Annotated in this window: 26 protein-coding genes and 1 tRNA gene; 4 read left to right on the top strand and 23 right to left on the bottom strand. The window is 64.4% G+C overall.

From position 1 onward, the window contains the following. Positions 1–5: 5 nt before the first annotated feature. The 14 genes from BN60_RS09360 to BN60_RS09295 all read right to left on the bottom strand — a co-directional run bounded on the left by BN60_RS09360 (position 6) and on the right by BN60_RS09295 (position 13,711). Positions 6–506, bottom strand: a complete 501-nt coding sequence (locus BN60_RS09360) for a CYTH domain-containing protein (RefSeq protein WP_020695770.1) — start codon at positions 504–506, stop codon at positions 6–8. Between the two features lie 22 nt (positions 507–528). Further along, positions 529–1,956, bottom strand: a complete 1,428-nt coding sequence (locus BN60_RS09355; RefSeq protein ID WP_043283770.1) for a DUF2252 domain-containing protein — start codon at positions 1,954–1,956, stop codon at positions 529–531. Between the two features lie 146 nt (positions 1,957–2,102). Continuing rightward, positions 2,103–3,209, bottom strand: coding sequence for a hypothetical protein (locus BN60_RS09350; protein WP_020695768.1), 1,107 nt, complete (start codon positions 3,207–3,209; stop codon positions 2,103–2,105). A gap of 987 nt (positions 3,210–4,196) precedes the next feature. Next, positions 4,197–4,598 (bottom strand): Fur family transcriptional regulator, encoded by a 402-nt coding sequence (locus BN60_RS09345; protein ID WP_020695767.1) that lies wholly within the window; start codon positions 4,596–4,598, stop codon positions 4,197–4,199. Positions 4,599–4,602: 4 nt separating this feature from the next. Beyond that, entirely contained in the window at positions 4,603–5,346 is a 744-nt protein-coding gene (locus BN60_RS31610; RefSeq protein ID WP_020695766.1) for an energy transducer TonB, read from the bottom strand. Then, complete coding sequence (exbD, locus tag BN60_RS09335) at positions 5,343–5,756, bottom strand: TonB system transport protein ExbD (protein ID WP_020695765.1); 414 nt, start codon at positions 5,754–5,756, stop codon at positions 5,343–5,345. The genes BN60_RS31610 and exbD overlap by 4 nt, the downstream gene beginning before the upstream one ends. 3 nt (positions 5,757–5,759) lie before the next feature. Further along, positions 5,760–6,617: a tonB-system energizer ExbB gene (gene exbB / locus BN60_RS09330; protein ID WP_020695764.1), complete on the bottom strand. Its 858-nt coding sequence runs from the start codon at positions 6,615–6,617 to the stop codon at positions 5,760–5,762. Positions 6,618–6,632: 15 nt separating this feature from the next. Continuing rightward, positions 6,633–6,953, bottom strand: coding sequence for a DUF3325 domain-containing protein (locus tag BN60_RS09325; RefSeq protein ID WP_020695763.1), 321 nt, complete (start codon positions 6,951–6,953; stop codon positions 6,633–6,635). Beyond that, positions 6,953–7,660 carry a DUF4198 domain-containing protein gene (locus BN60_RS09320; RefSeq protein WP_020695762.1) on the bottom strand — a complete coding sequence of 236 codons (708 nt, stop codon included), beginning with the start codon at positions 7,658–7,660 and terminating at the stop codon, positions 6,953–6,955. Before BN60_RS09320 ends, BN60_RS09325 begins: the two co-directional genes overlap by 1 nt. Continuing rightward, positions 7,657–9,213, bottom strand: a complete 1,557-nt coding sequence (locus tag BN60_RS09315; RefSeq protein WP_020695761.1) for a PepSY-associated TM helix domain-containing protein — start codon at positions 9,211–9,213, stop codon at positions 7,657–7,659. The genes BN60_RS09320 and BN60_RS09315 overlap by 4 nt, the downstream gene beginning before the upstream one ends. Positions 9,214–9,215: 2 nt before the next feature. Beyond that, the gene (locus BN60_RS09310; RefSeq protein ID WP_020695760.1) at positions 9,216–9,530 is read right to left on the bottom strand and encodes a hypothetical protein; all 315 of its coding nucleotides are present in this window, start codon (positions 9,528–9,530) and stop codon (positions 9,216–9,218) included. 7 nt (positions 9,531–9,537) lie between these two features. Next, positions 9,538–11,889, bottom strand: coding sequence for a TonB-dependent receptor (locus BN60_RS09305; protein WP_177324789.1), 2,352 nt, complete (start codon positions 11,887–11,889; stop codon positions 9,538–9,540). Positions 11,890–12,133: 244 nt separating this feature from the next. Then, on the bottom strand, positions 12,134–13,105 hold the full coding sequence (locus BN60_RS09300) for a FecR family protein (RefSeq protein ID WP_083856029.1): 972 nt from the start codon (positions 13,103–13,105) through the stop codon (positions 12,134–12,136). A gap of 96 nt (positions 13,106–13,201) precedes the next feature. Further along, complete coding sequence (locus tag BN60_RS09295; protein ID WP_020695757.1) at positions 13,202–13,711, bottom strand: sigma-70 family RNA polymerase sigma factor; 510 nt, start codon at positions 13,709–13,711, stop codon at positions 13,202–13,204. A gap of 265 nt (positions 13,712–13,976) precedes the next feature. On the opposite strand from BN60_RS09295, the gene BN60_RS30785 reads away from it, so the two are divergent. Next, on the top strand, positions 13,977–14,132 hold the full coding sequence (locus tag BN60_RS30785; protein WP_020695756.1) for a hypothetical protein: 156 nt from the start codon (positions 13,977–13,979) through the stop codon (positions 14,130–14,132). A gap of 643 nt (positions 14,133–14,775) precedes the next feature. After that, entirely contained in the window at positions 14,776–15,198 is a 423-nt protein-coding gene (locus BN60_RS09285) for a DUF2177 family protein (protein WP_020695755.1), read from the top strand. A gap of 90 nt (positions 15,199–15,288) precedes the next feature. Here BN60_RS09285 and BN60_RS31605 read toward each other — a convergent pair whose 3' ends face one another. From BN60_RS31605 to BN60_RS31440, 4 genes are all read right to left on the bottom strand, one after another. Further along, a complete protein-coding gene (locus BN60_RS31605) occupies positions 15,289–15,411 on the bottom strand; it encodes a hypothetical protein (RefSeq protein ID WP_020695754.1) in 123 nt (40 codons plus the stop codon). Between the two features lie 99 nt (positions 15,412–15,510). Then, positions 15,511–15,586: transfer RNA gene (locus tag BN60_RS09280), tRNA-Glu, on the bottom strand. A gap of 55 nt (positions 15,587–15,641) precedes the next feature. Continuing rightward, positions 15,642–17,477 (bottom strand): single-stranded-DNA-specific exonuclease RecJ, encoded by a 1,836-nt coding sequence (recJ, locus tag BN60_RS09275; RefSeq protein ID WP_020695753.1) that lies wholly within the window; start codon positions 17,475–17,477, stop codon positions 15,642–15,644. Positions 17,478–17,511: 34 nt separating this feature from the next. Beyond that, entirely contained in the window at positions 17,512–17,916 is a 405-nt protein-coding gene (locus tag BN60_RS31440; protein ID WP_020695752.1) for a hypothetical protein, read from the bottom strand. A 26-nt stretch (positions 17,917–17,942) separates the two neighbouring features. Here BN60_RS31440 and BN60_RS31435 point away from each other — a divergent pair, with 26 nt between their 5' ends. Further along, positions 17,943–18,512, top strand: coding sequence for a polysaccharide deacetylase family protein (locus tag BN60_RS31435; protein WP_020695751.1), 570 nt, complete (start codon positions 17,943–17,945; stop codon positions 18,510–18,512). A 10-nt stretch (positions 18,513–18,522) separates the two neighbouring features. Here BN60_RS31435 and BN60_RS28755 read toward each other — a convergent pair whose 3' ends face one another. The 5 genes from BN60_RS28755 to BN60_RS31430 form a co-directional block, all read right to left on the bottom strand. After that, the gene (locus BN60_RS28755; RefSeq protein ID WP_020695750.1) at positions 18,523–19,014 is read right to left on the bottom strand and encodes a hypothetical protein; all 492 of its coding nucleotides are present in this window, start codon (positions 19,012–19,014) and stop codon (positions 18,523–18,525) included. A gap of 109 nt (positions 19,015–19,123) precedes the next feature. Then, positions 19,124–20,110, bottom strand: coding sequence for a class II fructose-bisphosphatase (glpX, locus tag BN60_RS09260; RefSeq protein ID WP_020695749.1), 987 nt, complete (start codon positions 20,108–20,110; stop codon positions 19,124–19,126). Positions 20,111–20,144: 34 nt separating this feature from the next. Next, positions 20,145–21,437: a homoserine dehydrogenase gene (locus tag BN60_RS09255; protein ID WP_043283768.1), complete on the bottom strand. Its 1,293-nt coding sequence runs from the start codon at positions 21,435–21,437 to the stop codon at positions 20,145–20,147. Between the two features lie 26 nt (positions 21,438–21,463). Next, positions 21,464–22,720, bottom strand: coding sequence for an LL-diaminopimelate aminotransferase (locus BN60_RS09250; protein ID WP_020695747.1), 1,257 nt, complete (start codon positions 22,718–22,720; stop codon positions 21,464–21,466). A 19-nt stretch (positions 22,721–22,739) separates the two neighbouring features. After that, positions 22,740–23,417 carry a hypothetical protein gene (locus BN60_RS31430; RefSeq protein ID WP_020695746.1) on the bottom strand — a complete coding sequence of 226 codons (678 nt, stop codon included), beginning with the start codon at positions 23,415–23,417 and terminating at the stop codon, positions 22,740–22,742. 210 nt (positions 23,418–23,627) lie between these two features. Here BN60_RS31430 and BN60_RS09240 point away from each other — a divergent pair, with 210 nt between their 5' ends. Next, on the top strand, positions 23,628–25,442 hold the full coding sequence (locus BN60_RS09240; protein WP_020695745.1) for a PHA/PHB synthase family protein: 1,815 nt from the start codon (positions 23,628–23,630) through the stop codon (positions 25,440–25,442). The last annotated feature ends 1 nt before the right edge of the window (position 25,443 follow it).

Genomic DNA, 25,443 nt, shown 5'->3' with positions numbered 1-25,443 from the left:
ACCCCTCAATACTTTCGAGGGGTCGTGTCGCCGTCGGTCGCAAGCGCAGCTAGGCGTGCCACATGCATGTTGCTCTTCCTGTACTCAGGTCTGCCGGTTATTTCCTCCCCCACCCACGAAGGAAGGGGGACCTCAACATCTTCTCGGGATAGCTCAACCTCGGCCAACACCACGCCACTGAGAATGCCGTCATACTCATCGATCTCCCACACGAAGCCCTTATAGGGGACGTAGTACCTCGTCTTGCTGAGCACTCTGCCATCGCAGTGTGTCGCCAGCAGTTCCTCGGCATCCGTCAATGGGATTTCGTATTCGTATTCTGCATCGCCCAAACTGGCGGTCTTGGCCTTGATGGTCAGCGTCGCCCGATCATCGTAAGCTCGTACTCTCACCTTGCGCCGGCCTGCGGTTGCGACGAGCCCGTCCCGGATGCGCTTTCGATGCGTAAACTGCGTACGCCAGCCGTCACCGGCCAACAGGAATTTCCGTTCGATCTCGGTCGCCATAGGCTGCTTCCCCGATGGACGACTAGCGGTCTTCCTCGATATACGCCTCGATCTTTCCGGCACTCACCGCCGCCTTCAGTGCCGCATGATCACGTTCGGCCTGATCAGCATAGGTGATCGCAAACTTACCCATTGCCTTGTCGAACGCATCACTGGTGCCGATATAGCCGCTCACCAGCCACGGATGACTGGCACGACCATGCGCCCGAGCCAGCGCCCAGCCGCACAGTTGACCGTAGAGTTCCAGTATTCTGCGATCGAACGCCTCCACCACCGGCTTGATCTTCGCGTCGCGCAACTGACGCACATAGAGATGTCGCCCTTCCATCCCGACCGACCAGCCGAGGAAGATGTCGGAGGCCGATTGCATAAGGCGCTGCCCCTCCACCACCCGCTGGCCGGCGTTACCATAAAGGCTCTTGCCAGCGTAGGGCTCTAGCACCGACGGAACGGCCTGCTTGAACTGAAGAAACAGAGGCTCGTTCGACGACGACATGAACAGGCCAATCGCGCAATAACGGCCTACGCTGCCGATTCCCACGACCTTGAGCGCCACATCGACCAGGCGGTAACGGTCCAGCAGAGCTTTGCGGTCGTCGGAAAGAGTTGCCCGGTAGTCGGCCAGCGCCTGGTCGACTACGGGCTTGAAATTCGGCTCATGTACAAAATCCGGGTGAAAGATCAGCGGCGGCTGATCCTTGATGTGCACCTCACCACCGACCATTTCGGCCAGCTTGGGGTACACCAGCTCGGAGGACTTGTCTTTCTGCTCCTGGGCTTTTTCAAGCCGCTTGCGCAAGCGCTTCTTTGCAGCCTTGTCGTCGATCGCATTCAAGAGATCTTCCACGCCAATATGTGTGTACCAGGCTTCGAGCGGGCTCATCTCGGCCACTTCCCGCAGCCGCTCTCGATAGCTGCGGGCACAGCTCACGGCGGCGTCGCGTCCGGCGGTATCCGATAGCCCGTTGGCACGAGCCGCGAGGACAAACGAGGCGACCAGCCGCTTGACGTCCCATTCCCAAGGGGCCGGCAACGTCTCGTCGAAGTCGTTGATGTCGAAAGTGATGTTGCGTTCCGGCGTGGCGAAGCCGCCAAAGTTCATCAGATGGCAGTCGCCACATGCTTGGACATTGACGCCGATATCGGGTGTGGTGGCGAGATCAGCGGCCATCACGCCTGCCGCGCCCCGGTAGAAAGTGAACGGCGTTTGCAGCATCCGCCCGTACTTGATCGGGATGAGCTGAGGAACGCGGCCGGCGTCGGAGGCTTGAAGCAGCTCGACCGGATCCGCCCGATCCTTGTGCCGCTTCCATTCGCCCTGGCTTTCGAGTGAGATCGCCTCGCGGAGACGCTTGCCTGCCGCGAGAAGATCGCTGGCCGGTACCGAGGGCACGGGGCGCTTGGTTTCGGGTATATCTCTACGCGCCGGTAGCTTGGTTACCTTGCCCATGGATTACCCCCTCGGTGGGGCGCACGCCGAAGAGCAACGTACGCGAGGATAGATGCTACAGCTGCGTTACAGGGGAGCTTTGATGCACATCAAGCGGACATCCGATTGACGATGAGGTCGGCATAGCTGCTTGGGCGAAACGGTGCTCACTGAGCGGGTATCGTGACGACAGGCGACGGTGTGCGCACACCGACATCCGAGATCGAGAAGAGCAACATCACGCCCGTGAATATGGACTTCGAGCGGATGTCGTTCTCGGAGATCCAGAACCAGCGCCCCTTGTATTCGATGGCGGCAAAGGCTTCGGATGGCGGCGACGGACCACTCTGGATGTTCAGCACCAGCGGATGCTCGCCGCCCGGCAAGGCGCTGCTGCCGGCTCCTACGGTTGCCTTGCCGCCGACGATATCGGCTTCTGGCACCTGAGCAAAGATGCCAAGTTCCATCATGACCTGTAGCATCGACCGGGTCGCAATGGCGATTTCGTCCCCCTTTCCGGACCAGCCGCCATAGCGTACCGGATGACTCCGTCCCGTCCCGGTCAAGTGTAGGATGCGTTTTACCTCGGCAATCTTCGCTGCCACTTCGGGCGTCACGTTGGCCGGTGGGAATCCAACGACCGCGGTCTCGGAATTGTCCTTCGCGCGATCGACCCGGATCTGCAGCGCATTGAGGCGCTGCAACTCGTAAAGGACCTGGGCCAGGCGGGTGAACTCCGGGTCGCCGGGTCTGCTCATGCCGACGCGCCTCGATTCATTGGCGACGCCATTGATCGAATCAACCGCAATCGGCATGACGATGGTGGCCGAATATCCGGACTGCAGCAGGAACAAGACGGCGGACGGCGGGATCGGCCGCATCAGCGTCTTGATGAAATCGTTTCCGGTCAGCGGCGCATAGACCACCGTCGGACGATCGATGTAGGTGGCACCTGCGCCTACGCTCCCGCCAATGGCAGGCACAGGCCCGCCGATCGATGACGGTGTGAAATTCGCAGCACTCAGGCCTGCCGTAGCGGTCGTTGCGAAAGTATAGCCGGTAATCACCTGTGCAATTTCCATGAAGACCGGGAAATCGCCATAACGCAGCTTTACTATATTGCGCAGCGTCTGCTGCTTCCATGAATCGCCAATCGCGGCGCTGTAGTCGGCTCGGTCGCGCGTAACAGTGCCCGGACCAATGCTGCTGCAAGCGCCAATCGCCGAGGCAATCGACGCAGCGGCAAGAATGGCCGGAATTCGAATTGCCTTCATTTACGGTTCAAGCCCCAGACCGAAAGCCTCGCCAAATCCAGACGAGCGCGAGTACTACGAAAAGAGTGCAAGTGGGAGGAACAAAGGCCCAAGCGGCGAGTTCCAGACGCTCCTGGCTGTACGAATCGCTGAGCGCGAACAGTCCAACCATGCCAACCCAAATCACCGCACTCGCAATCCACAGCCGCAAGAAGCCACGTCCCCAACGCCGGGCTTCCCATTGATCGCCGATTCCGTCGGCATCAACCTTGGGAAGACCCGCATTGTGCGAGCTAGAGGCCGTCCTGATCGTGTCGGTTGTACGGTTTTGTGACATGTCGCCTCCGCTTTAGCCCGGCAACAACCAAAACATATCAAGGTGGGTGGCGCGTACCTTGATGCAAGTCAAAGTCGACAGATCTAAAGCAGCGACCGACACACATTCTGAGCTGCTGCCGCATAGATGCGGCGGTCGCCAGACTGCCTGGCAATAGTCGAAAATGGGATGATGGAACCCAATGCCCTGGATTACGGGCGCGTTTGGTCGCCTTGCGCTCACAGAAGGCCGAGCCGGGCTGGGGCATCGCCAGCCTGCAAAGCAACCTGAGGACAGGTGAGTTGGACTGTCGCCAGAGAATCTCAAGCCCCTGTCGGTCGAGATGCGTCGCCGCCTGGCCGAGGCACTGCCCGACCTGCGTCAGGAGAATCGCCCGGGCAAGAGGGTCGTCAAAGTCGTCTCCCGAGGCTCCCTCTTTTGTTCGGGAGTGGCAGTGGTCAAAGGAGAGGGCTGGGTCCAAGCAATGCCACCCGGCGACAAGTAGGTTCAAATCAGGGGCGCGCTGCCACTGCCGACACACTTCGGCTAACTAACTGCTTTTGCCTCCTCGATCGCCCCTTGGTGCCAGTAGTCGCGCGTTAAAGCAGGCCAGCAACGCCTTCCTGGCCCAGCCCAATCGCATGCTTTTAGGGCTCCTGCTGGCCGCGAAAGCAGCTCATTCCAAGGCTGGACTAGGAGGGAGATGTCCCGACCATTCTCAATCGAAAGTCCACAAGCCTATAACCTAGCTTGCGAGCCTGTTCTTCAAGTAAGGCTCTAAGGCCTTCCCCGGTCACTTCCAAGATGGCACCGCTAACTACGTCGATGAGATGCGAATGAGAATCGCGTCCGACTATCTTGTAGCGAGCCTTGCCGTCGGTGAAGATGTGGCGTGTGATCAGACCTGCCGTCGTGAGATCGCTCAGCGCGCGATAAACGGTAGCCATGCCAATCTTGCGGTTTACAGAGGCGCGCCGATAAATCTCGAAAGTGCAGGGATGATCCGTTGCAGCCTCGATGACTTCCAGCACTATGCGCCGTTGATCGGTGAGCCGCACGCCGCGCTCGCGGCACAGATCTTCCAGGCGCTTCATCCCCTCACCTCCTCAGGAAGAACTGTATGGGTACGATGATCTCCAGGCTCTCGCCCGGCTGATCCTGCGGTAGTGGCGGCAGTGGCTGCGCACGCTGCAGAAGGTCGAGCCCCTCCTGGTCGAGCGCCGCGAAACCCGACGCCCGCTCGAGGCGCATCGCGATCACGCGGCCGTCGCGGCTCATCGTGAATCGCACATAGGTCACGCCCTCGTGCCGCGCCCGCTGCGATTCAGAAGGGTAGCGCTTGTGGCGCTCGAGATGGCGCAGCAGCAGGCCCTTCCAGGTCGGCAAGGTCGCCGACGGCGGATCGACCGAGGCGCCCGGCGTTGGTGCCGCCGCTGTCCGGGCCCGCTCTGGCGCCGCCTGCGGCGCCGAGACCTTGGGCTGCGGCGGCTTCTTCTCGATCCTCTTCTCGATCGGCTTGGGCGGCGGTGGCGGCTTGAGGTCGAGCGGCGGCGGCGGCTCGGGTTCCGGCAGCGTCACCTCAGCCATCACCGGCGGCGGCATCTCGACCGGCGGCGGCTCCTCGGGCTCCGGGATCACCTCGCTCAGCTCCGGCCCTGGCGGCGCTTCGTTGGGCGACGCCTCCGGCGCAGCCGGCAGCGGCGCCAGTTCCATCATGATCGCGGCCGGCGGCGGCGAGTACGGCACTTCGCTGGTCGCCCAGCCGAGCGCAATGCGGATCGCGCCCGCGTGCAAGGCCAGCACGAAGACGAGGCTCCCGATCCAGCGAAACGCTTCCCTCATTGTTCGAGCCCGACCAGAGCCACCTTGAGATAGCCCGCGCTGCGCAGCACGTTCATTGCCTGCATCAGCTCGCCATAGGGCACAGCCTTGTCGGCGCGCAGGAAGATGCGCTCATCCTTCTTGCCGCCCGTCACTTCATCGAGCGCCTTGGGCAGCGCCTCGCGACCGACCGGCGTGTCCTTCAGCGTGAACGACAGGTCGCTCTTCAGGGTGAGGAACAAGGGTGCATCGGGCTTGGGCTGGCGCTCGGCCGTCGACACCGGCAGGTCCACCGGCACGTCGACGGTGGCCAGCGGCGCGGCCACCATGAAAATGATCAGCAACACCAGCATCACGTCGATGAACGGCGTAACGTTGATCTCGTGATTCTCCGCCAGATCTTCGGCGCCGTGGTCGAGCTTTACCGACATCGGCTACCTCCGCCCCAAGTCGCGCGAGACGAGGCGTAATACGGCGGCCGACGTATCGCCGACCAGCGCGCGATAGCCCGCCACCTGGCGCGCGAAGTGGTTGTAGATCACCACCGCCGGAATGGCGGCGGCGAGACCCAGCGCCGTCGCCAGCAGCGCCTCGGCGATGCCGGGCGCCACGACCGCGAGATTGGTCGTCTGCGAGCGCGAGATGCCGATGAAGGAATTCATGATGCCCCACACCGTGCCGAACAGGCCGACGAACGGCGCCGTCGAGCCGATCGTCGCCAGCACCCCGGTGCCCTTCAGCATGCGACGGCCGGCGCCCGCCTCCAGCCGTTCGAGACGCGATGCCACGCGTTCCTTCAAGCCGTCGCGATCGTCGACCGTGTCGACACTCAGCCGCCGCTCGGCCTGCGCCGCCGCCACGAGGTCGCTGGACGGCGCCTTGTCGAGCGACGGCGCATTGTCGATGGCCGCCAGCAGGCGGCACTGCCGGCGCACCGCCACCATGAGCTCCAGGCTCTTTGCCATGAACACCGTCCAGGTCAGCACCGAGGCCACGACGAGGCCGATCATCACCCCCTGCACGATCCAGTCGGCGGCCTTGAACATGCCCCACACCGACAGGTCCTTCGGCAGAACCGCTTGGCTCGGCACGGCCGGCGCGCCCGGTGGCATCACCACAGGCGTCGCTGCGTCGGTCGCCGCAGGATCCGTCGGCGTCGCCGCCGAAGTCGCGGGATCAACGGGCCTGACCGAGGCCGCAGGTGGTGATTGCTCCGTCGTTGCCGGCGCTTGTGCCCAGGCCAGCGACGGAAACAGGACGAGCAGCCCCAGCACACTACGAACGAACTTCATGATTTCAACTGCTCATCAGGCAAGACGTTGACAGACCAGGACGAGCGGCCGGAGCCAGTGCGGCCGCCACGTCAGCGTGCAGACGACGGCGAACGCACCGACCGTCAGCGTTGTCGCCCAAACCAGCGAGCCGAAACCCGCGCCATCGCGCAGCAGCGCGGCACCAAGGCCTGCGATCAGCAAGGCATAGCCCGCAACGCGCAAGATGCAGGCGAGCCGCGGCGGACAGTGGCGCGCGCCGCTGAGATGAAGCCAGTGCCGATCCTGGCTAAGTGCCAGCAAGGCAAAGCCCAGATAGGACGCAGCAAGCACCGCAACGATCAGGACCGCCTGCATCAATGCGGCTTGGCCGGCGGCGGCGCCGGTAGCGGCTCGATACCCTGCGGCTGCATGAGCGTGAGCGTGGTCACGTAGTTCGCGAAATCGTAGGCCTGGTCGCCGCGCTTGCCGGGATTGTTGTCGTCGTGATGCACCTCGAAGACATAGGCGCCGCGCCACGGCAGCTTCACCTCGAAATCGCCATCGGCGCCGGTATGCTCCTCGCGTCCCCAGCCCGACGGCGTGACGACCGCGACCTTGGCCTTGGCCAGGGGTTTGCCCTTGAAGATGACCCGGAACTTGTCGTCGCCCATGGGAACGATATCGAGCGTCAGCACTGCGGGCCGCGGCGTCCGGTCCGGCACGAAGCGCGCCGCCGGCATGTAGATGCCCGTCTTGTTGTCGCGCTTGCGCTCGAACGAGGGCCAGCGGATGTCCTCGACGACGATACTGTCGGTGGCGTCGATCTTGCCGGTGGCGGCGTAGGCGTTGGCGGACTTCTGGACGGTCAACGGACGCTCGCCAGTCGACGACACGATCTTCGCCTGCGGCTGCAGCTTGTCGAGTGTACCCGGCGAGGCTTCGCGCAGGTTCTCGCCGAACTCGCCGAAGTAAATCTTCCCGCCCTGCCCGTCGACTTCGACCCAGATATGATGCGCCGAGGCCGGCACGGCGAACGACAGCGTGAGCGCCGCCAGGGCCGCGATGCCGAAGATGGGTTTCATGATGATTGGCCCTCCAGATGATGTCGCAGTTGTGTCGCGGATGCTCCTTGCCGGCGGCGCTGCAGGCGCCACGCCGTGACGGCGGCGGCAAATCCGCCGGCCAGCAGCACCAGGTCCATGCCGGCGACGGCCAGCTTGCCGGCGGCCCACGCACGCAGGATGTGGTCGCCGGTCGTCGCGCCGTTCAACACGACGGCAAGAACGCAGAGCGCGGCGGCGAGCCAGCACTGGTCGGTCCAGGCGGCGGTGCGCCGCGTCCAGCCATGGGCGAAGCTCAGCACCCAGACGGCGAAGAAGATCCAGATCTCGAGCTCGTAGCGCATGCCGCCCATGAGCGTTGCACCCGACGGCAGCAGGCGATTAGCGACGAAGAAAGCCAGTGTCGCCAGGACCATGCCGCCGGTGCCGCCGACGGCCAGCCCCTCGACGAAGCCGACGCCCCTGCGGCCGGCCGCGACATGCGCTTTGCGCCGGGACTCCACCCAGAAGAGGAAGCCGGTGACGATGAGAACGCAGCCCAGCAAGCCCAGCGCGAAATAGGCCCAGCGCAGCGTCCAGTGACGGAACTGCGCAAAGTGCAGGCCCGTCAGGAACTGTTGCACCTGCGTCGTCTCGCGGATGTAGGTCCGGTAAAGAATCTCACCCGTCGCGGCATCAAAGAAGAAGGGATCGGTGCGCATCGCGACTTCGGCCTCGATCGATGGCCGCACTTCGACATAGGAATTCATGTCGCCATGGTGGAAGACGCGCACCAGGCCGGGATTGAGGCCACCCCAGGCGTCACGTGCTGTGGCCACCATCGCCTCGAGCGACCCAAGCGGCGGGCCGGGCTGGTTGAGTAGAGGCCGGCTGAAGACGTCATAGGTCTCCTGCACATAACCCGAGCGACCGCCGTCGAACGCGACCCATACGCCGGACGGATAGTAGACCGAGGCGAGAATGGTCACGCCCGAAAAGGCCATGACGAAGTAGAAGATCACGCCCAGCGTTCCCGCCGTATTGTGCAGATCGAGCAGCATTCGTTGCGGCTGGCGCGAGCGGCGCAGGGTGAAGAAATCGGTGAAGATCTTGCGGTGGATAATCACGCCCGAGATGCAAAGGGCCATCATCACAATGCCAGCCAGGCCGGTGAGCCACGTGCCGAGATTCCAGATCCTGATATGCAATGTGTGATGGAACGGAAAGAAGAATCGCGTGCCGGCCCAGCTTTCGGCCGGCGCGACGGTCTTCAGCGTCAGCGGATCGAACAACGTCCGCTCGAAGCCCCCTCTTCCACGATAGCCGATCCAGAGGGCTGGATCGCGCGGTGTCGGCATGACGATTGCCCAGGGCGCGGCGTGTGGCGCAAGCCGGCTCGCTTCCTCGCGCAGACTGTCGATCGCGATCGGCTCGCCTGAATAGACCAGCCGCGTCGAAGGATTCATCCAGCGGTCGATCTCACGGTCGAAGACGCAGAGCGTGCCGGTCCAGAACACCGCGAAGAGCAGCAGGCCGATGACGAGACCGGCCCAGGTGTGCAGCCAGTCCATCGATTCGCGGAACGTCGCGGCCATGCCTACGCCCCGCCGATGAGAGCCGGAAGAAAGCCGATCCCGGCCCCCACCGCGGTGATGAGCAGCAGGCTCGCAACCAACTGTAACAGCCTGGGCGCCGCCGCGGCCCATAGCGCGAGTCCTGTATAGAGCAGGAAGCCCAGGATGCTGCAGGTGGTGAAAGCGTCGCTCTTGTTGACGCCGGCCAGAATCAGCGCTGCGACACCAGCCGCCACGACCGCAGCGCTGGCCGCGTAGGCGCCGAAGACGATGGCGAGGACGCGCACGACCACCTTACCGGCGCCAACGGGTGCGGGAGCGGAGACGGACTTCGCCATGAGGCCGCTAAAAGTCGGCGGTGAGCGACAGCATGAAGGTCCGCGGCGGATTCTGGAAGAAGAACGAGGTCGTCGCGATCCAGTAGTTGGCGTCGAACAGGTTGATGACATTCGCCCGCAGCGTGACAGGCTTGCCGTCGGTCCGGTCGAACGTGTAGCGCAGGCCGGCATCGAACCGGGTCCAGGGCGGCGCGGCCTGGGTGTTCGCGGCGTTGAGGTAGACTTGGCCGTTGTACACGCCGCGGCCCATCACCCCGAGGCCCTTCACCCAGGGCGTATCCCAATCGAGGCCCAGCGACGCCTGGAACGGTGTCGTACCGACCGCCTGCTTTCCGTTGGTCAGGCCATCCTGGGTGCTCATTTGGATCGCGTTCAGCACGGTGAATCCGCCCAGCAGCCGGAGGCCGGGCGCCGGCTCGCCGAAGGCGACGAATTCGATACCTTGATTGCGCTGCTGCCCGTTCGTGACAAACGTGTTCGTGGCAACATCGGTGAAGGACGAAGGAAGCGTTATCTGGAAAGCGCTGAGGGTCGCGCCGATGAAGCCGAAGTCAGCCTTCACACCGATCTCAAACTGATTGGTGACGAAAGGCGAGAACTGCATACCGGCGTTGACCACGCCGGCCGGTGCGATCGGCCCCTGCTGGAGCGCTTGAATGTAGTTGCCGTACAGCATGACTTCCTTCATCGGCTTGAAGACGAAGGAGGCCGACGGCGACACGACCGTCTGATCGTTGCCGTTGGTGGGCAGGCCGGTCACCGCGTTGTAGTTCGCGGTCTGCAGGCGCTGAAGGCGTGCACCGCCGATGATCTGGAACATGTCGTTGTTGAACGAGATGGCATCGACAATGCCGACGCTTCCGTATACCGAATCCGAGGTGAGCGGCGGCGGCTGGGTACGGAAGCCGGCAAAGCTCGGCTGCGGGATGAATGTCGGATTGTAAATGTTCGAATTCAGCGCGGCCGCGAGCGGATTATTGAACGTGAAGTTCTGGGTCTTGAGGTAATCGCCGATCAGCGCCGCCTCGTGTTTCAGAGGCCCGGTATGAAAGATGGCACGCAGGCCAGCTTCGAGGGAGAGCGCCTCGACCGTCGACATGTACTGGCCGGCCGACAGGACGGTCGTATTGCCGCTGTAGTTCACGATGTTCTGATTGAAGAACACAGACGTGTAGTTGCTGCGGCGCGCGCCGGCCTTGATGAAGCCAGTGAGCCCCTCGACGATGTCGTGCTCGAATTTCAGCGATCCATAGACGTCATTGCCCTGCAGGCGTTCCCATGGCTGGTAGGAGCTGTTGCGCGCATAGGGTGCGGGCGGAAGCTGGACACCGGCCGCCAGGAAGATGCCGCCTTGGAAGGCTCCGACATCGCGCTGCAAGAATCCGAGATCGGCTTCGAGGCGCGTGTTCGCGCTGCGATAGTCGAAGCCGAGAGTGAGCGCGAGACGTTCGGCGGTCTGGTTGTTGACGGCCGTGTCCCCAGAATAATAGGTGGCGCCGGCGCGCAGGCCGAGTTCGTTGTCCGGACCGAAACGCCGCCCGACGTCCAGCGAGCCGCCGAGCTGGGAGTCGGAATTAAAGAGAAGCGTTGCCTGCGTTATAGGCGCATCGGTCGCGCGCTTCGGGACCAGGTTGATGGTGCCACCCACCGCGTTCGGCAACGCGCCGTTCAGGAACGCTGTCGGACCGCGGAAAACCTCGACTCTCTCGATGCCGGTCGTATCCACCTGGTTGGGCACGATGCCGAAGAGGCCGCCAAATCCGAAATTGGGATTCGTCACGGTGATGCCACGGATCATGACGCGGTCGTCGAACACGTTGCCATTGGGAATGCCCGAGCGCAGCGTCGGATCGCCGGCAAGGACGTCAGTCAGCGTGCGGGCCTGCTGGTTCTGAATGTACTGGTTCGTGTAGGTCGTCTCGCTAAACGGCGTGTCCATGTAGTCGCGATTGCCGAGCAAACCGACCTTGCCGCCACGCGCCACCTGGCCGCCGGCAAAGGCCGGCGACTGGTAACCGAGCTCGCCTTGCGGTGGCGTTGCAATTGCACCCTGTATCCGCACCGGATCGAGGACCAGCGCGCCCGATCCCACCGCTCCGGCCGGCACGGGCGCCGGTGCGCCGGCAACCGTCACGGCATTGGCCGATGTGAACTGGTAGCCAAGACCGGATCCGGCGAGGAGTTGGCGCAGCGCCTGATCCGCCGTCATCGACCCAGCGACCGGCGCGCTGGTCTTGCCTGCAACGGTCGCGGAATCGACCGCGATCTGCATGCCAGACTGGCGGCCGAAGGCCATCAACGCCTGCGATAGCGGCTGTGCCGGAATGTCGAAAGTCGTCGTTTTGCTGGCCTGTGCCACGAGCGGCGCCTGATCAGGGCCAGGCTCTGTCTGGGCATGGGCCATGGGGCTACTGATCGCTGCAACAACTGTCGCAATGGCAACTGCTTGCGCGACGCTACCGGTCCTGGCTGGCAACACGACGAACTCCCCCGATGCTCCACGCCGGCGGGTCATGGAGGTGCTGTCTTCACGCGAACGATTTTCGTTCGCGTTCAGAGGACGGACTGGAGTGGCCGGATTTAAGGGGCGCCGGAAAAAATACTTATTGCTTGGAGGCTGCCGAGACGACCGTCAGATAGGGTGAAATCTCCATGACCGAGCCGTGCTGGGCGCGGGCTACCGTATGCAGCGCTTCCAAGGGGCGGCGGAGGTCGAAGACGCCGGTGATGCGACGGGCGGCCAAGTCGCGATCGCCCAGCATGATGACGCCGGGATGATGACGCTCAAGTTCCTCGACGACCTCGCCCAGTGTGGCGCCGTCGACGACCAGCCGGTATTCGCGCCATGAGGCGACATCCTCGGGCGCAACTTCGAATCGGTCGACCTGCCCGCGCCGGTCGACCAGCATGCGCTGGCCTTGTTTCAGGGTCAATGCGCCGCGACGGCCGCCATCGATCGTGACCTCGACGGTTCCTGACTGCACGGCAACGGCCACGCCTTCCCGGGAAGAGCCGACGTCGAACGCCGTCCCCTTGACAGTCACCGTCACGTCGCCAGCCATGACGAGGAACGGCTGATCGTGCGTCGACACGACCTTAAAAAACGCCTGACCGGCCAGCAGTTGGACCTCACGGCGCGAAGCGCCGTAGCGCACGGCGATGGCGCTGGCGGCATCGAGATGAACGATGCTGCCGTCTTCGAGGACGAGTTGGCGCACCTCTGCTATGCCAGTCAGGTGATCTGCTTGCAGGCGCACTTTCAGGCTCGGCACAAAATAGAACGCGATACATGCGGCAAGGACCGTCCCCGCAAGTGCCCAGACGCGCCGTGTGCGACGAACGCGCGGCAGCTTCACGACTGTCCTGGCAGTGGACGGAGCAGCCGACGGCAATTCACCCGTCAGCCGCCAAACCCGTTCGACGCTGCGATAGGCTTTGCGATGCTCTTCGCTGGACGCCAGCCACGCATCGAGACCGGCATGGAGAACGGCATCTCTTGGAGCGGCCTGAATCCGCACCAGCCAGTCCACCGCCTCGCCGCGCAAGGAATCGCTCTCGTCCACGTCGGATGTCACCCGTCTCGATCTCGCCCGCCCGCTCCGGATGGCTACATGGAACAGACGGAAGACGATATCGACTTTTAAGGGCGGTAACGGGAAACTTCCATCGGATCAGTTATCCATGTCGTCCAAACGGCGTGCGACGTGGAGAATCGCGTCTTTCACGAGTTGGTGAGCGCGCACGACCGAAACGCCAAGCCGATCAGCCACCTGCTGGAGGGTGTGCCCCTCCAAGCGGTACATGTTGAAGGCAATGCGCGTCCGTTGTGGCAGTTCGGCCAGCGCGTCGGCCAGGAGTCGCAGCTCGTCGCGGTAATAGAGGACGTCCTCGGCCGTCGGCGCTTCATGGGCGACCTCCTCGAGCGCCGCCGGTTCCCCGGCCGACACAGCGTTGGACGAGCGGCTTACCCAGTCGAGCGCAAGGTTGCGAACGATTCGGTAGAGATAGCTGACGGGATTGGCGATCGGACGGACATCACCGTTGGCGGCGCTGAACCGGAGATAGGCTTCCTGCACGACGTCCTCGGCTCCCGCCCGATCTCGGACGATGCCGTTGGCGTAGTTCACCAGCGAACCGCGATGTTCGAGATACAGGTCGAGGGTCGGGTCCGCCGAGGTCACGCTTTCTATCTACTACTACATGCGAATGATTATCAGTTCGGTTATAATAGTGCCCCATCCAGGCGGCAAGCATGGAAAGACCACCGTCGATTGCTCAACATATTTCGCTGGGCTGATGGGCGAAGGTTCGAGAAGTTGGTTGGTCCGCCCCTCCCCCTGATGATGCCAAGCGCGCCAACCGCGCGGACAACCCCAAGGAGCAGGGTAACGCCGGCAACATCACCCAGAACACGCATTATCAAGGCTATCAACAGGACCGTTAGTCATGCCTCAGAAGCATCCGAACACCGAACGCGTCGGCGGCCCTGGCGCCTCTCACGAGAATCACAAGCATCCAGAGAAGTCGCGGCCGCGCGGCAATCGGCCAAAGGACTCCCACAGCGACAAGCGCACCGGCATCTCGGGCGGCGGGGGCGAATGAGACTCCCACCATACTCATGATCCGGCTTGGAAAGGCGGGCGGTTAGTACTTCCAGGCACAGATGACCGACCTGGGGTTCGCCTGGAGCGTACCTCGAATTGCCTCGCCTCCTTCGCCAGGATGGAAAAACGTCGAGGCGCCTCCCCGACCTCGGCGTTCGCGCGATCGCCCCCGCCCGCGCTTGGCGACGGTCTTGGCCTTGCGCCACCGATCGGCGGCCAGCGACCGGCCCACATCTTCCACCTCCCTAAAGGACATGCCGCGGGCATTGCGACGCACGAAGAGCTTGTTGGCGCCTCCGTGTGCCGCCGAGACCAGGCTTGACCCAGCGGCGTGGCTTCAAACGTCGTGGTGCCTCTCGTCATGATCAGCCGAAGTAGGTTGAGCTTCACCAGATCGTGGGTATGCAGGCATTGATGACTGCCCCTTGCCAATCGAGACCAACGTTTCCGCCTCGCCTGGCGTAAGGTCGATATCGCCCACGCACGGGCAAGCGGCCAAATCCGGTGGTGCGGCTACCCGAACGACGACTGCTGTACGATGTCGATCGGACGGTCGACGATCGGCAGCTCGGGCACCGAAGGTCTTGCCGGTCGTGATCCAACGCTGACTGCGGCTCGTATCCAAACGGGAAGGATACACCGTGAAAACATACGCGATCGCCTATCTCGCCTCCGGCTTGATCTTCTTCGTCATCGATGCCGTTTGGCTTCATCTGGCCTCGGAGCGCCTATACAGGCAACATATCGGCCATCTTCTGGCTGACAGTTTCAACCTGGTGCCGGCGATTCTATTCTATCTGATCTATGCATTCGGCATTGTTGTCTTCGCGGTAGCCCCGGCACTCAAAGCCGGTTCTTGGAGCACCGCGTCTCTCTTGGGTGCCTGCTTGGGTCTCGTTGCATACGCAACCTATGATTTGACCAACCAGGCGACGTTGCGCAGCTGGCCAGTGGTCGTAACCCTTGTCGACTGTGCTTGGGGCGCTTTCCTCACCTCAATCGCCGCCACCTTCGCCTACTATGTTGTGTCGCGCGTTGTCAGCTCCGGCAGCATCGCTTCCTAATATTGCAGCGCGCTTCTCGAGCGACGGCTGCAATGCCTTCACGATCAAGCAGTCGTCGGCGGGACCGCCTGGGCACCTCACGCTGGAAATCTAGCTACCCGGCAATGACCGCTGCACGACGTCGATCGGGCGGTCGCCGATCAGTAGTTCGGGCACCGTCTTCAAAAGACCGAACTCGACCGCTTCCTTCTCGACCAAGTGGCCGTTGATCACGACTGCGTCCGCCTTGAAGGGGCCGCAGCGGTGCTGAAAAAACTCGCGAGCAGAGGGCCGTCAAAGTCGTCTCCCGAGGTTGTTTCTTTTGTTCGGGAGTGGCGTCCCCTACGGGATTCGAACCCGTGTCGCCGCCGTGAAAGGGCGGTGTCCTAGGCCTCTAGACGAAGGGGACTGAAGCCGGCGGCAGGGTGTACCCGCAAGAGGCTGGTAAATCAAGCAAAGCAGGCTCAGCCCAGAACGGAACCGGCCGCCGGGGCGGCGTCGTCGATCTGCAGGCGCACGCTCTCCCGACCACCGAAACGGTCGATCCGCAGGGCGCCCGCGACATGCAGCACGGGCCGCGCAGAATCGAGCAAAGCCGGGCCCAGAGCTGTCTGGTTGGCCCGGAAAGCGATGGCCTCGATCCGGCCGCGCTCCGCACCCACTAATGTGCAGCGCACATGTCCCTCGCCCACCGGCTGGGCATAACTCACGCGTACGCCGGTCAGCGCAAAGCGTGGCAGCGCGTTGCCGGCGCCGAACGGCCCCGCCCGCTCGATCATATCGACCAGTTCCTGGGTTGCCGCGGCGGGCGCCAGGGCGGCATCGATGCCGAGTTCGCGCACGGCAGGTGCTGCGCCAAGCTGCGGGGCGATCCGCGTATCGAGGAAATGCGCCAGATCCGGCAAGGCCGGTCGCGCAACGGTGAGGCCCGCCGCCATGGCATGGCCGCCGCCATTGAGCAGCAGGCCCGCCTGCCGCGCCGCGATCACCGCCGCGCCGAGATCGACGCCGCGCACGGAGCGTCCCGAGCCCTTGCCCAGTTCGCCGTCCATGCCGATCACGAAGGCCGGCCGGCCGTAGCGCTCCACCAGCCGGCTGGCCACGATGCCGATCACGCCGACATGCCAGCCCTCGCTCTCGACCAGTAGCACCGAGGGCAGGCCCTTGCGGTCGGGGCCATACAGCCCTTCGATGCGGGCGATCGCCTGGTCGAGCACCTCACGCTCGATGGCGCGGCGTTCGGCATTGAATTCGTCGAGCCGAAGCGCCAGCGCCCCCACCTCGTGCGGATCGTCGCTGGAGAGCAGCCGCGCGCCAAGGTCGGCCTGTCCAACGCGGCCGCCGGCATTGACCCTCGGCCCCAGGAGAAAGCCCAGATGATAGGCGCCCGGCGGTTCCTTCAGGCGTGCCACGTCGGCGAGCGCGGCCAGGCCGGCATTGCGCCGCTGCGCCATGACCTGCAGGCCCTGCCGCACCAGCGCGCGATTGACGCCAACCAGCGGGACGACGTCGCACACCGTGCCCAGCGCCACGAGGTCGAGCCACTGTCGCAAGTCGGGCTCCGGCCGCGATGTGCTGTACCAGCCGGCCTCGCGCAGGGCCCGGTTGACGCCGACCGCCAGCAGGAAGGCTACGCCCACGGCGGCGAGCTGCTTGTGCGGGCTCTCGTCGTCGAGCCGGTTGGGATCGACCACGGCGATGGCCTCGGGCAGCGCGATCTCCGCCATGTGATGGTCGATCACGATCAGGTCGAGCCCGACGCGCCTGGCTTCGGCCAACGGTTCGAAGGCGGTGACGCCGCAATCGACGGTGACGACGACCGAGGCGCCCTCCTCCTTGATCTTGACCAGCGCGGTCGCGTTCGGCCCGTAACCCTCCTTGCGGCGGTCGGGAATGTAGACGCCGATATCGCCGCCCACGGCGCGGAAGAAACGCAGCAGCAGTGCCGACGAGGTCGCGCCATCGACGTCGTAGTCGCCGAACACGACGATGCGCTCGCCCTGACGGACGGCATGCACCAGGCGGGCGACCGCGGCGTCCATATCCTTGAGGTGCGACGGATCGGGCAGGAACTTGCGCAGGGTCGGGTCGAGAAAGTCCGGAACCGCCTCCAGCGCAACGTCGCGCGCCGCCAGCAATCGGCAGATTGCGTCCGGCAGGCCATGGCGCTGGCCGATCGCGAGCGCTGTGCGCTCGTCGGCCAGTCGGGCCGCCCAGCGCCGCCCCGTCAACGAACGTTCGATGCCGAGAAACGCCGCGCGCTCGGCTCTCGCATCGCTGGAAATGACACTATCGGACATGAAGGCACCTTAGCGCGAATGCGCTGTGGACGACTTACCGCACGAGCCCTGCTAGGTTCCCGCGCGAGATTTCGGGTGGGGAAGCATGATGGTGAGATTGTTCGTCGGACTGCTGCTTGCGGTGCTGGCGTTCATGCCGTCGGCGACGGCGCAGACGAGCAAGGACTGGGTCACGGGTTTCCCGCGCGAGCAGATCGCGGTGAAAGCCTGGCCCGAGGGCCGCAAGGTCGCGGTCTGCTTCGTCTTCTACGTCGAAGTCTGGGGCAAGGATCGCGGCCCGAACTTCCGGCCCGACATGACGGACCGCAAGCCCGATGTCGTCGACGAAGCCTTCCGCCAGTACGCCATCGAATGGGGTGTGCCGCGGGTCGGCCGGCTGTTCAAGGAACAGAATGTGCCCCTCAGCATCGCGCTCAATGCGCAGTTCCCCGAACAGCATCCCGAAATCTGGACGCAGTTCCCCTCGTGCCCAAGGCGGCAATCGTCGCGCACGGTCTCAACAACTCGACCGAGATGCTGCCACTCGACAAGGGCCTCGACGCGCAGAAGGCCTACGTCCGGCAGACGCTCGACAGGATCGAAAAGAGCACGGGCGTGCGCTCGAGTGGCTGGTCGAGCCCCAGCGTCTTCCCAAACGTCGAGACGTTTCCGGCTACCGCTGCCGAGGGGATCAAGTACACGCTCGACGGCATGGACTCCGACGTTCTGTCCCGCCTCGACACGCCTTCGGGAAAGCTGGTGATGGTTCCCTACCCCGCGGTCACTGTCGACATGGGAAGCTATCTCTCACGCCTCAAGGATCCCGTCGACCTCGAGCGTTTCTGGATCGACTATATCGGCGAACTGGCGCGCGAAGCCGAGACGGATCCGCAGCGTCCGGCCACGGTCGTGGCCATCGGTATCCATCCCTTCGTCGTCGGCACGCCGGCCGGCACCGCCTCGCTGCGCCGCGTGCTCGAAACCATCAAGAAGCACAAGCTCGTCTGGATCACCGACGTAGAGGCCGTGGTGACGGCGGCCGGCGAGAAACTCTGAAAACGCCGCGTCAGGGCGAACGAAGGACCGTGATGCCGAGGCGGCGAACCTCGGCGCCGCCGAACTGCAGGGTAAGCGGCTTGCTGTCGAGTTCGACCTGCAGGCTGAGACGGATGCCCGGGCAGTCTGTCCGGCGGACAGAAGCCAGGACCGACAAGCGGCGTTCGTCCTGCACGACGTCGATCCAGGCATCGTCCGTGAGCGTGACCTGATATCGGCCGGCGGCGATCCATTGCAAGGTGACGATGCCGCCGAAGCCGTCGTCGCGTCCGCGCTCCGGCGTGACGAGATAAAGCGCCGAGCTGACCGGGGCCAGGATCAGCGTGAAGGCCCCCTCGCGCGGCAGCCACGACGAGGCATCGACCGCCGGCATGTAGCCGTCCGAAAGAAGTTCGATCTCGCGCGTGAGCGGCCATCCGAATCGGCCGCAGCCATCTTGTCCCGCTGCAGGCCCAGCGAGCCCGAGCGGCATGAGAAGAAGAGCGACGAGAACGCCGCGCATGCCCGGAAGGCTCGCACGGGCGGGTGGCCCTGCCAACCCGCCGCGTCAGCCCCTCCAGCGATTTGCGGCTAAGCCCAGCGCCGGGCGACTAGGCCCAGGTGCTGGACGATTACGCCCAGCTGGGCAGGCCGGTCTTGACCGCGAAGTTGTGGTGCGCCGAGACCCAGCGAACGGTGCCAGTCTTGGAGCGCATGACGATCGAATGCGTCTCGGCACCGTTGTGGAAGCGACGGACGCCCTTCAGCATCGAGCCCGAGGTCACGCCGGTCGCCGCGAACATCACGTCGCCCTTGGCCATGTCGGTCATCGAGTATTTGCGGTTGAGGTCGGTGATGCCCCACTTCTTGGCGCGGGCCTTCTCGTCGTCGTTGCGGAACAGCAGCCGGCCCTGGATCTGGCCGCCGATGGCGCGCAGCGCCGCCGCGGCCAGCACGCCTTCCGGCGCACCGCCCGAGCCCATGTAGATATCGATGCCGGAATCGCCGGTCGAGGTTGCGATCACGCCCGACACGTCGCCGTCGCCGATCAGCATGATGCGTGCGCCGGCCTCGCGGACCTTGGTGATCAGTTCGGAGTGGCGCGGCCGGTCGAGGATGCAGACCACGAGATCGGCAACTTCGACCTTCTTTGCCTTGGCGAGATCCGCGAGGTTCTGCGCCGGCGTCTTGTCGAGATCGACGATGCCGTCCGGCAGGCCGCCGCCGACGGCGATCTTGTCCATGTAGACGTCGGGCGCATTCAGAAAGCCGCCATGCTCGGCCATCGCGATGACGGCGAGCGCATTGGGGAGGCCCTTGGCGGTAATGGTGGTGCCTTCCAGCGGATCGAGCGCGATGTCGATCTTGGGGCCTCGGCCGAGGCCGACCTTCTCGCCGATATAGAGCATCGGCGCTTCGTCGCGCTCGCCCTCGCCGATCACCACCGTACCTTCGATGGCGAGCGAATTCAGCGTCGTGCGCATGGCGTCGACGGCCGCCTGATCCGCCATCTTCTCGTCGCCGCGCCCCATCAGCTTGGAGGCCGCCAGCGCCGCCGCTTCGGTTACGCGCACCACTTCGAGCGCAAGATTGCGGTCGAGCTTCACGTCTTCTGCCATCGTCTCCTCCGTCGCCTCGTTCCTAGGGCGTCGTCTAGAATGCTTCGATCCTGATCAGGCAAGGCTCCTCGGCGACAGCGCCGAGCTTGCCGATGCGCGCGAGGGCACGCCGCATCGCCGCCTCTTCCGTCTCGTGCGTGGTCAGCACCACCGGCACCTCGCCGGACTGCGAGCGCCCGCGCTGCAGCATCGATTCGAGCGAGATGCGTTCCTTGGCCAGCGCGCCGGACACTGCCGAAATGACACCCGGCCGGTCCTGCACCATGAGGCGCATGTAGTAGGCACCGACATGGCGATCCATCGGCGAGACCTTCTTGTCGGCAAGCCGGTCGGCCGGCACGACGAAGGCCGGCATGTGTCGCCCGCGCGCCACGTCGACCAGATCGGCGACGACGGCCGAGGCCGTCGGTCCCTGCCCGGCCCCGCGGCCCTGGAACATGGTGGTCCCGACGAAGTCGCCTTCGACGACGACGGCGTTGAACACGCCCTCGATATGCGCAATCGGCGCGCCGAGCGGCACCATGCAGGGATGCACCCGCTGCTCGATGCCGTGACGAGTCTCGCGGGCCAGCCCCAGCAGCTTGATACGGTAGCCCAGCTCCTCGGCGAACTGGATGTCCATTGAGGTGACGCGGCGGATGCCTTCGACGTGCACGCCGGCAAAGTTCACCCGAGCGCCGAAGGCCGTGCCGGTCAGTACCGCGAGCTTGTGCGCGGCGTCGATCCCGTCGACGTCGAAGCTGGGATCGGCTTCGGCGTAGCCCGCCGCCTGCGCCTCGGCCAGCACGACGTCGAAGTCGCGGCCGGTCTCGCGCATGGTCGTCAGGATGTAGTTGCAGGTGCCGTTGAGGATGCCGTAGAGCCGGCGCACGCGGTTGCCGACCAGGCCCTCGCGCAACGCCTTGATGATCGGGATGCCGCCCGCCACCGCCGCTTCGAAGGCGAGAATCGCGCCCTTCTTCTCGGCAGCCATGGCGATCTCGGTGCCGTGCATGGCGAGCAGCGCCTTGTTGGCGGTCACGACGTGCTTGCCCGAGGCCAGCGCCTTCTGGACCAGACGGCGCGCCACGCCACCCGAACCGCCGATCAACTCGACGACGACGTCGATGTCGGGTGCGGTCGCCAGCGCCATCGGGTCGTTCTCCCAGCGTACCCCCGAGAGATCGATGTCGCGCTTCTTCGCCTTGCGCCGGGCGCTCACGGCGACCAGCTTCAGCGGCCGACCGCCGCGCAACGCGAGAAGCCGGCCATGCTCGGCCAGCAGCTTGACCACGCCAGCACCAACGGTGCCGAGCCCGGCAATGCCTATTCTAAGAGCGGAATTCATGGGGCGCCTGATACGACAGGATGGGGTCAGGCGCGAGCCTTGATCGGCGTGATATTGTCCCCAACACCGCGCAGGTAAAGATCGATGGACCGACCGGGGTCGGCCAGCACCTGACGAATGTTGCGGATGGCCTGACGGATACGGTGCTTGTTCTCGACGAGCGCGATGCGAACATGCCCGTCGCCATGCTCGCCGAAGCCGATACCGGGCGAGACCGCCACGTTGGCCTGCGTGAGCAGCAGCTTCGAGAAGGCCAGCGAGCCCAGCTCGGCGAATTCCTTAGGCAGCGGCGCCCAGGCAAACATGCTGGCGGACGGCGCCGGCAGGTCCCAGCCCGCCCCCCTCAAGCCTTCCATCAGAACGTCGCGCCGTTCCTTGTAGGTGTTGCGCGCCTCGACGATGCAATCCTGCGGGCCGTTCAGCGCCGCCGTCGCCGCCACCTGAATCGGCGTGAAGGCGCCGTAGTCGAGGTACGACTTGATGCGGGTCAGAGCCTGGATCAGCGTCTTGTTGCCGGCCGCAAAGCCCATGCGCCAGCCAGCCATCGAATAGGTCTTGCTCATCGACGTGAATTCGATGGCAATGTCGCGAGCGCCCGGCACCTGCAGCACCGACGGCGGCGGCACGCCGTCGAAGTAGATCTCGGCATAGGCCAGGTCGGACAGGATCCAGATGCCTTCGCGTTTGCAGAAGTCGACGATGGCCGCATAGAAATCGAGATCGACCACCTGCGCCGTCGGGTTCGACGGATAGTTCAACACCAGAGCAAGCGGCTTCGGCACCGCGTGCCGCACCGCGCGCTCCAGCGCCGGCAGGAATTCCTCGATCGAGGTCGAGCCCGGCACCGGAATGTGGCGCACCGAACCGCCGGCGATGATGAAGCCGTAGGGATGGATCGGATAGCTGGGGTTGGGGACCAGCACGGTGTCGCCGGGCGAGGTGATCGCCTGCGCGAGGTTGGCGAGACCTTCCTTCGATCCCAACGTCACGATGACTTCGGAATCGGGATCCAGTTCGACGCCAAAGCGGCGCGAATAGTAGGCAGCCTGCGCCTTGCGCAGGCCCGGGATGCCGCGCGACGCGGAGTAGCCGTGCGCCCGCGGATTGGCGGCAGCCTCGGCGAGCTTGGCGACGATGTGTGGTGCGGTCGGCAGGTCGGGATTACCCATGCCGAGATCGATGACGTCCTGACCGGCGCCGCGAGCGCGGGCCTTCATGGCGTTCACTTCCGCGAACACGTAAGGCGGCAGGCGCTTCAGCCGGTGAAATTCGGAATCGTCCATGGGTTCTTCCTTCGACGCCTTAGATGCTGGCGAAGATGTCGACGCGCCGGTCGGCGGCAATGTAGGTACCCGCAGGCAAGGCCGACTGTTTCTCGGGCACCGGAGCAGCGGGCGTTTCCGGCGCCGGAGCGGCCGGCGCCTGGGGCGCCGCATCCGTGGCAGGCTGCGCCGGTGCGGGGATCGGTGTGGTCGAAACAGGAGCCGGTGGCGGCACCGCAGCCGGTGCCGCTTCGATCGACGGCGCCGCACTGGGCGGGGCTACGCCGGCAGGTGCTGCGCTGGGAGGCGCGGAGCCGCCCGTCCCCTTCTCGGCTTCCTTTTCCCTCGCCTTGCGTTCCTTGTCTTCGGCCTCGCGCTCCAGACGGGCTTCGCGATCCTTCTTGTCGCGCTCCATCTGCTCTTTCTCGATGGCTTCCTTCTGGGCCTTCTGACCGCCCTTGCCGGCGACGATGGAGCCAATTGCGCCACCGCCACGCGTCTCGTCGACAGCCACCGTCCCCGATTCATAGCTGCGGTTAGCGCTCGGCGCCGGCAGGGCCGCGCTCGGCTGCACCTGGCGATCCGCACCCGGACGCGGCGGCGCGCCGACCGGCGTCGAGCTGCTGAACCAGTCACAGCCGGCCACGAAGGCGAGCATGGACACACCGAGCAGGCCGAGCCATCGGCCTCTGCCGTTCGTGTCCTGTCGTCGCTGCATTGTCGTCACCACTGTCGCCTGTTGTCCGTTGCTGGGGCCTCGCGGAGGCCTTGTTTAGCGGAGCCCGAGAGGAAAATTGACCCGTCTGTTGTCGCAGCCTACCAATTGGGGGCGGGTCGCGACCCGGGAACATGACACAAGGTATGGTACCGGGCCGTTGAAATTACCGCAAGAAACGCCATAAAGGCAATGAATCAAAAGGGGAAACGCATGTCGGATACGCCCGCCCCCACGGCCTTTTCCGCACTGTCTCCAGAGGAAACCGAGAAACTCCAGACGGCCTTCAAGGATATCGCCACACGCAGCCAAAAGCTGCTGCAGGACTTCTCCGAGCGCTACAAGGCCGACGGGCCGCAGCCGGCCGACCCGCTGCAGCTCACCCAGACCTTCATGGACTTCACGGCCAAGATGCTGGCCGATCCGAACCGGCTGGTTCAGGCCCAGATGGAGCTCTGGCAGCAGTATATGAACCTCTGGCAAGTCACGGCGCAGCGGATGATGGGGCAGCCCGCCGCCCCGGTCGCCGAACCGGCCAAGGGAGACAAGCGCTTCAACGATCCGGCCTGGAAGGACGAGGTCGTCTTCGACTACCTGAAACAGTCCTACCTGCTCACGGCGCGCTGGCTGCAGGGCACGGTAAAGGAGGTCGAAGGCGTCGACGACAAGACCGCCAAGAAGGTCGACTTCTATACGCGCCAGTTCATCGACGCGATGTCGCCCTCGAACTTCGCGATGACCAATCCGCAGGTCGTGAAGGCAACCGTCGAGTCCAAGGGCGAGAACCTGCTCAAGGGCCTGCAGAACATGCTGACGGACCTGGAGCGCGGCAAAGGCAAGCTGGCGATCCGGCAGACCGACATGGATGCCTTCAAGGTCGGCGGCAATGTCGCCACCTCTCCGGGCAAGGTGGTCTATCAGAACGAGCTGATACAGCTCATCCAGTACGCCCCTTCGACGGCGGAGGTCTATCAGGTTCCGCTGCTGATCGTGCCGCCCTGGATCAACAAGTTCTACATCCTCGACCTCAAGCCCGAGAACTCGTTCATCAAGTGGGCCACGGAACAAGGCTATACGGTGTTCGTGATTTCCTGGGTCAATCCCGACGAGCGCCTCGCGGGATTTGTGTTCGAAGACTACATGAAGAAGGGCCCCCTCGCGGCGCTCGATGCCATCGAGAAGGCGACCGGGCAGCGCAAGGTCTCGGCAATCGGCTACTGCATCGGCGGCACCTTGATGGCGACGACACTCGCCTACATGGCCGCGCGCGATGACAATCGCATCGCCGCCTGCACCTTCTTCACTGCCCAGGTCGACTTCACCGAACCCGGCGAACTGGGCGTCTTCATTGACGAGGATCAGCTCGCCGGCATCGAGCAGATGATGAGCAAGAAGGGCTATCTCGAAGGCGCCGAGATGGCGACGACGTTCAACATGCTGCGCGCCAACGACCTCATCTGGTCGTTCGTCGTGAACAACTATCTGATGGGCAAGGATCCCTTCCCCTTCGACCTGCTCTACTGGAACGCCGACGCCACGCGGATGCCGGCGGCGTTGCACAGCTACTACCTGCGCAACATGTACCAGAAGAACCTGCTCAGCCAGCCGGGGGGACTGGTCGTCGACAGCGTGCCGATCGACCTCCGGAAGATCACCATCCCGGTCTATCTGCAGGCCGGCAAGGAAGATCACATCGCACCCGCGAAGTCGGTCTACAAGGCAACGCAGATCTTCAAGGGCCCCGTGCGTTTCATGCTGGCGGGTTCGGGCCACATCGCCGGGGTCGTGAATCCGCCGCGCAACAAAAAGTACCAGCACTGGCTGAACGAGACGGCGACCAACCCGCCGACCCTCGCCGAATGGCAAGCCGGCGCCAAGGAGTTTCCCGGTTCATGGTGGCACGACTGGGACAAGTGGCTCTCCGCCCTCTCCGGCCCCAAGGTCCCTGCGCGCGTACCCGGCGAAGGCGGCCTGCCTGCCATCGAAGATGCGCCCGGCAGCTACGTGAAGGTGCGCTCAGGCGAATAGA

The sequence above is a fragment of the Reyranella massiliensis 521 genome (assembly GCF_000312425.1).
Classification (GTDB): Bacteria; Pseudomonadota; Alphaproteobacteria; order Reyranellales; family Reyranellaceae; genus Reyranella; species Reyranella massiliensis.
This window is presented reverse-complemented; position numbering and strand designations above follow the sequence as displayed.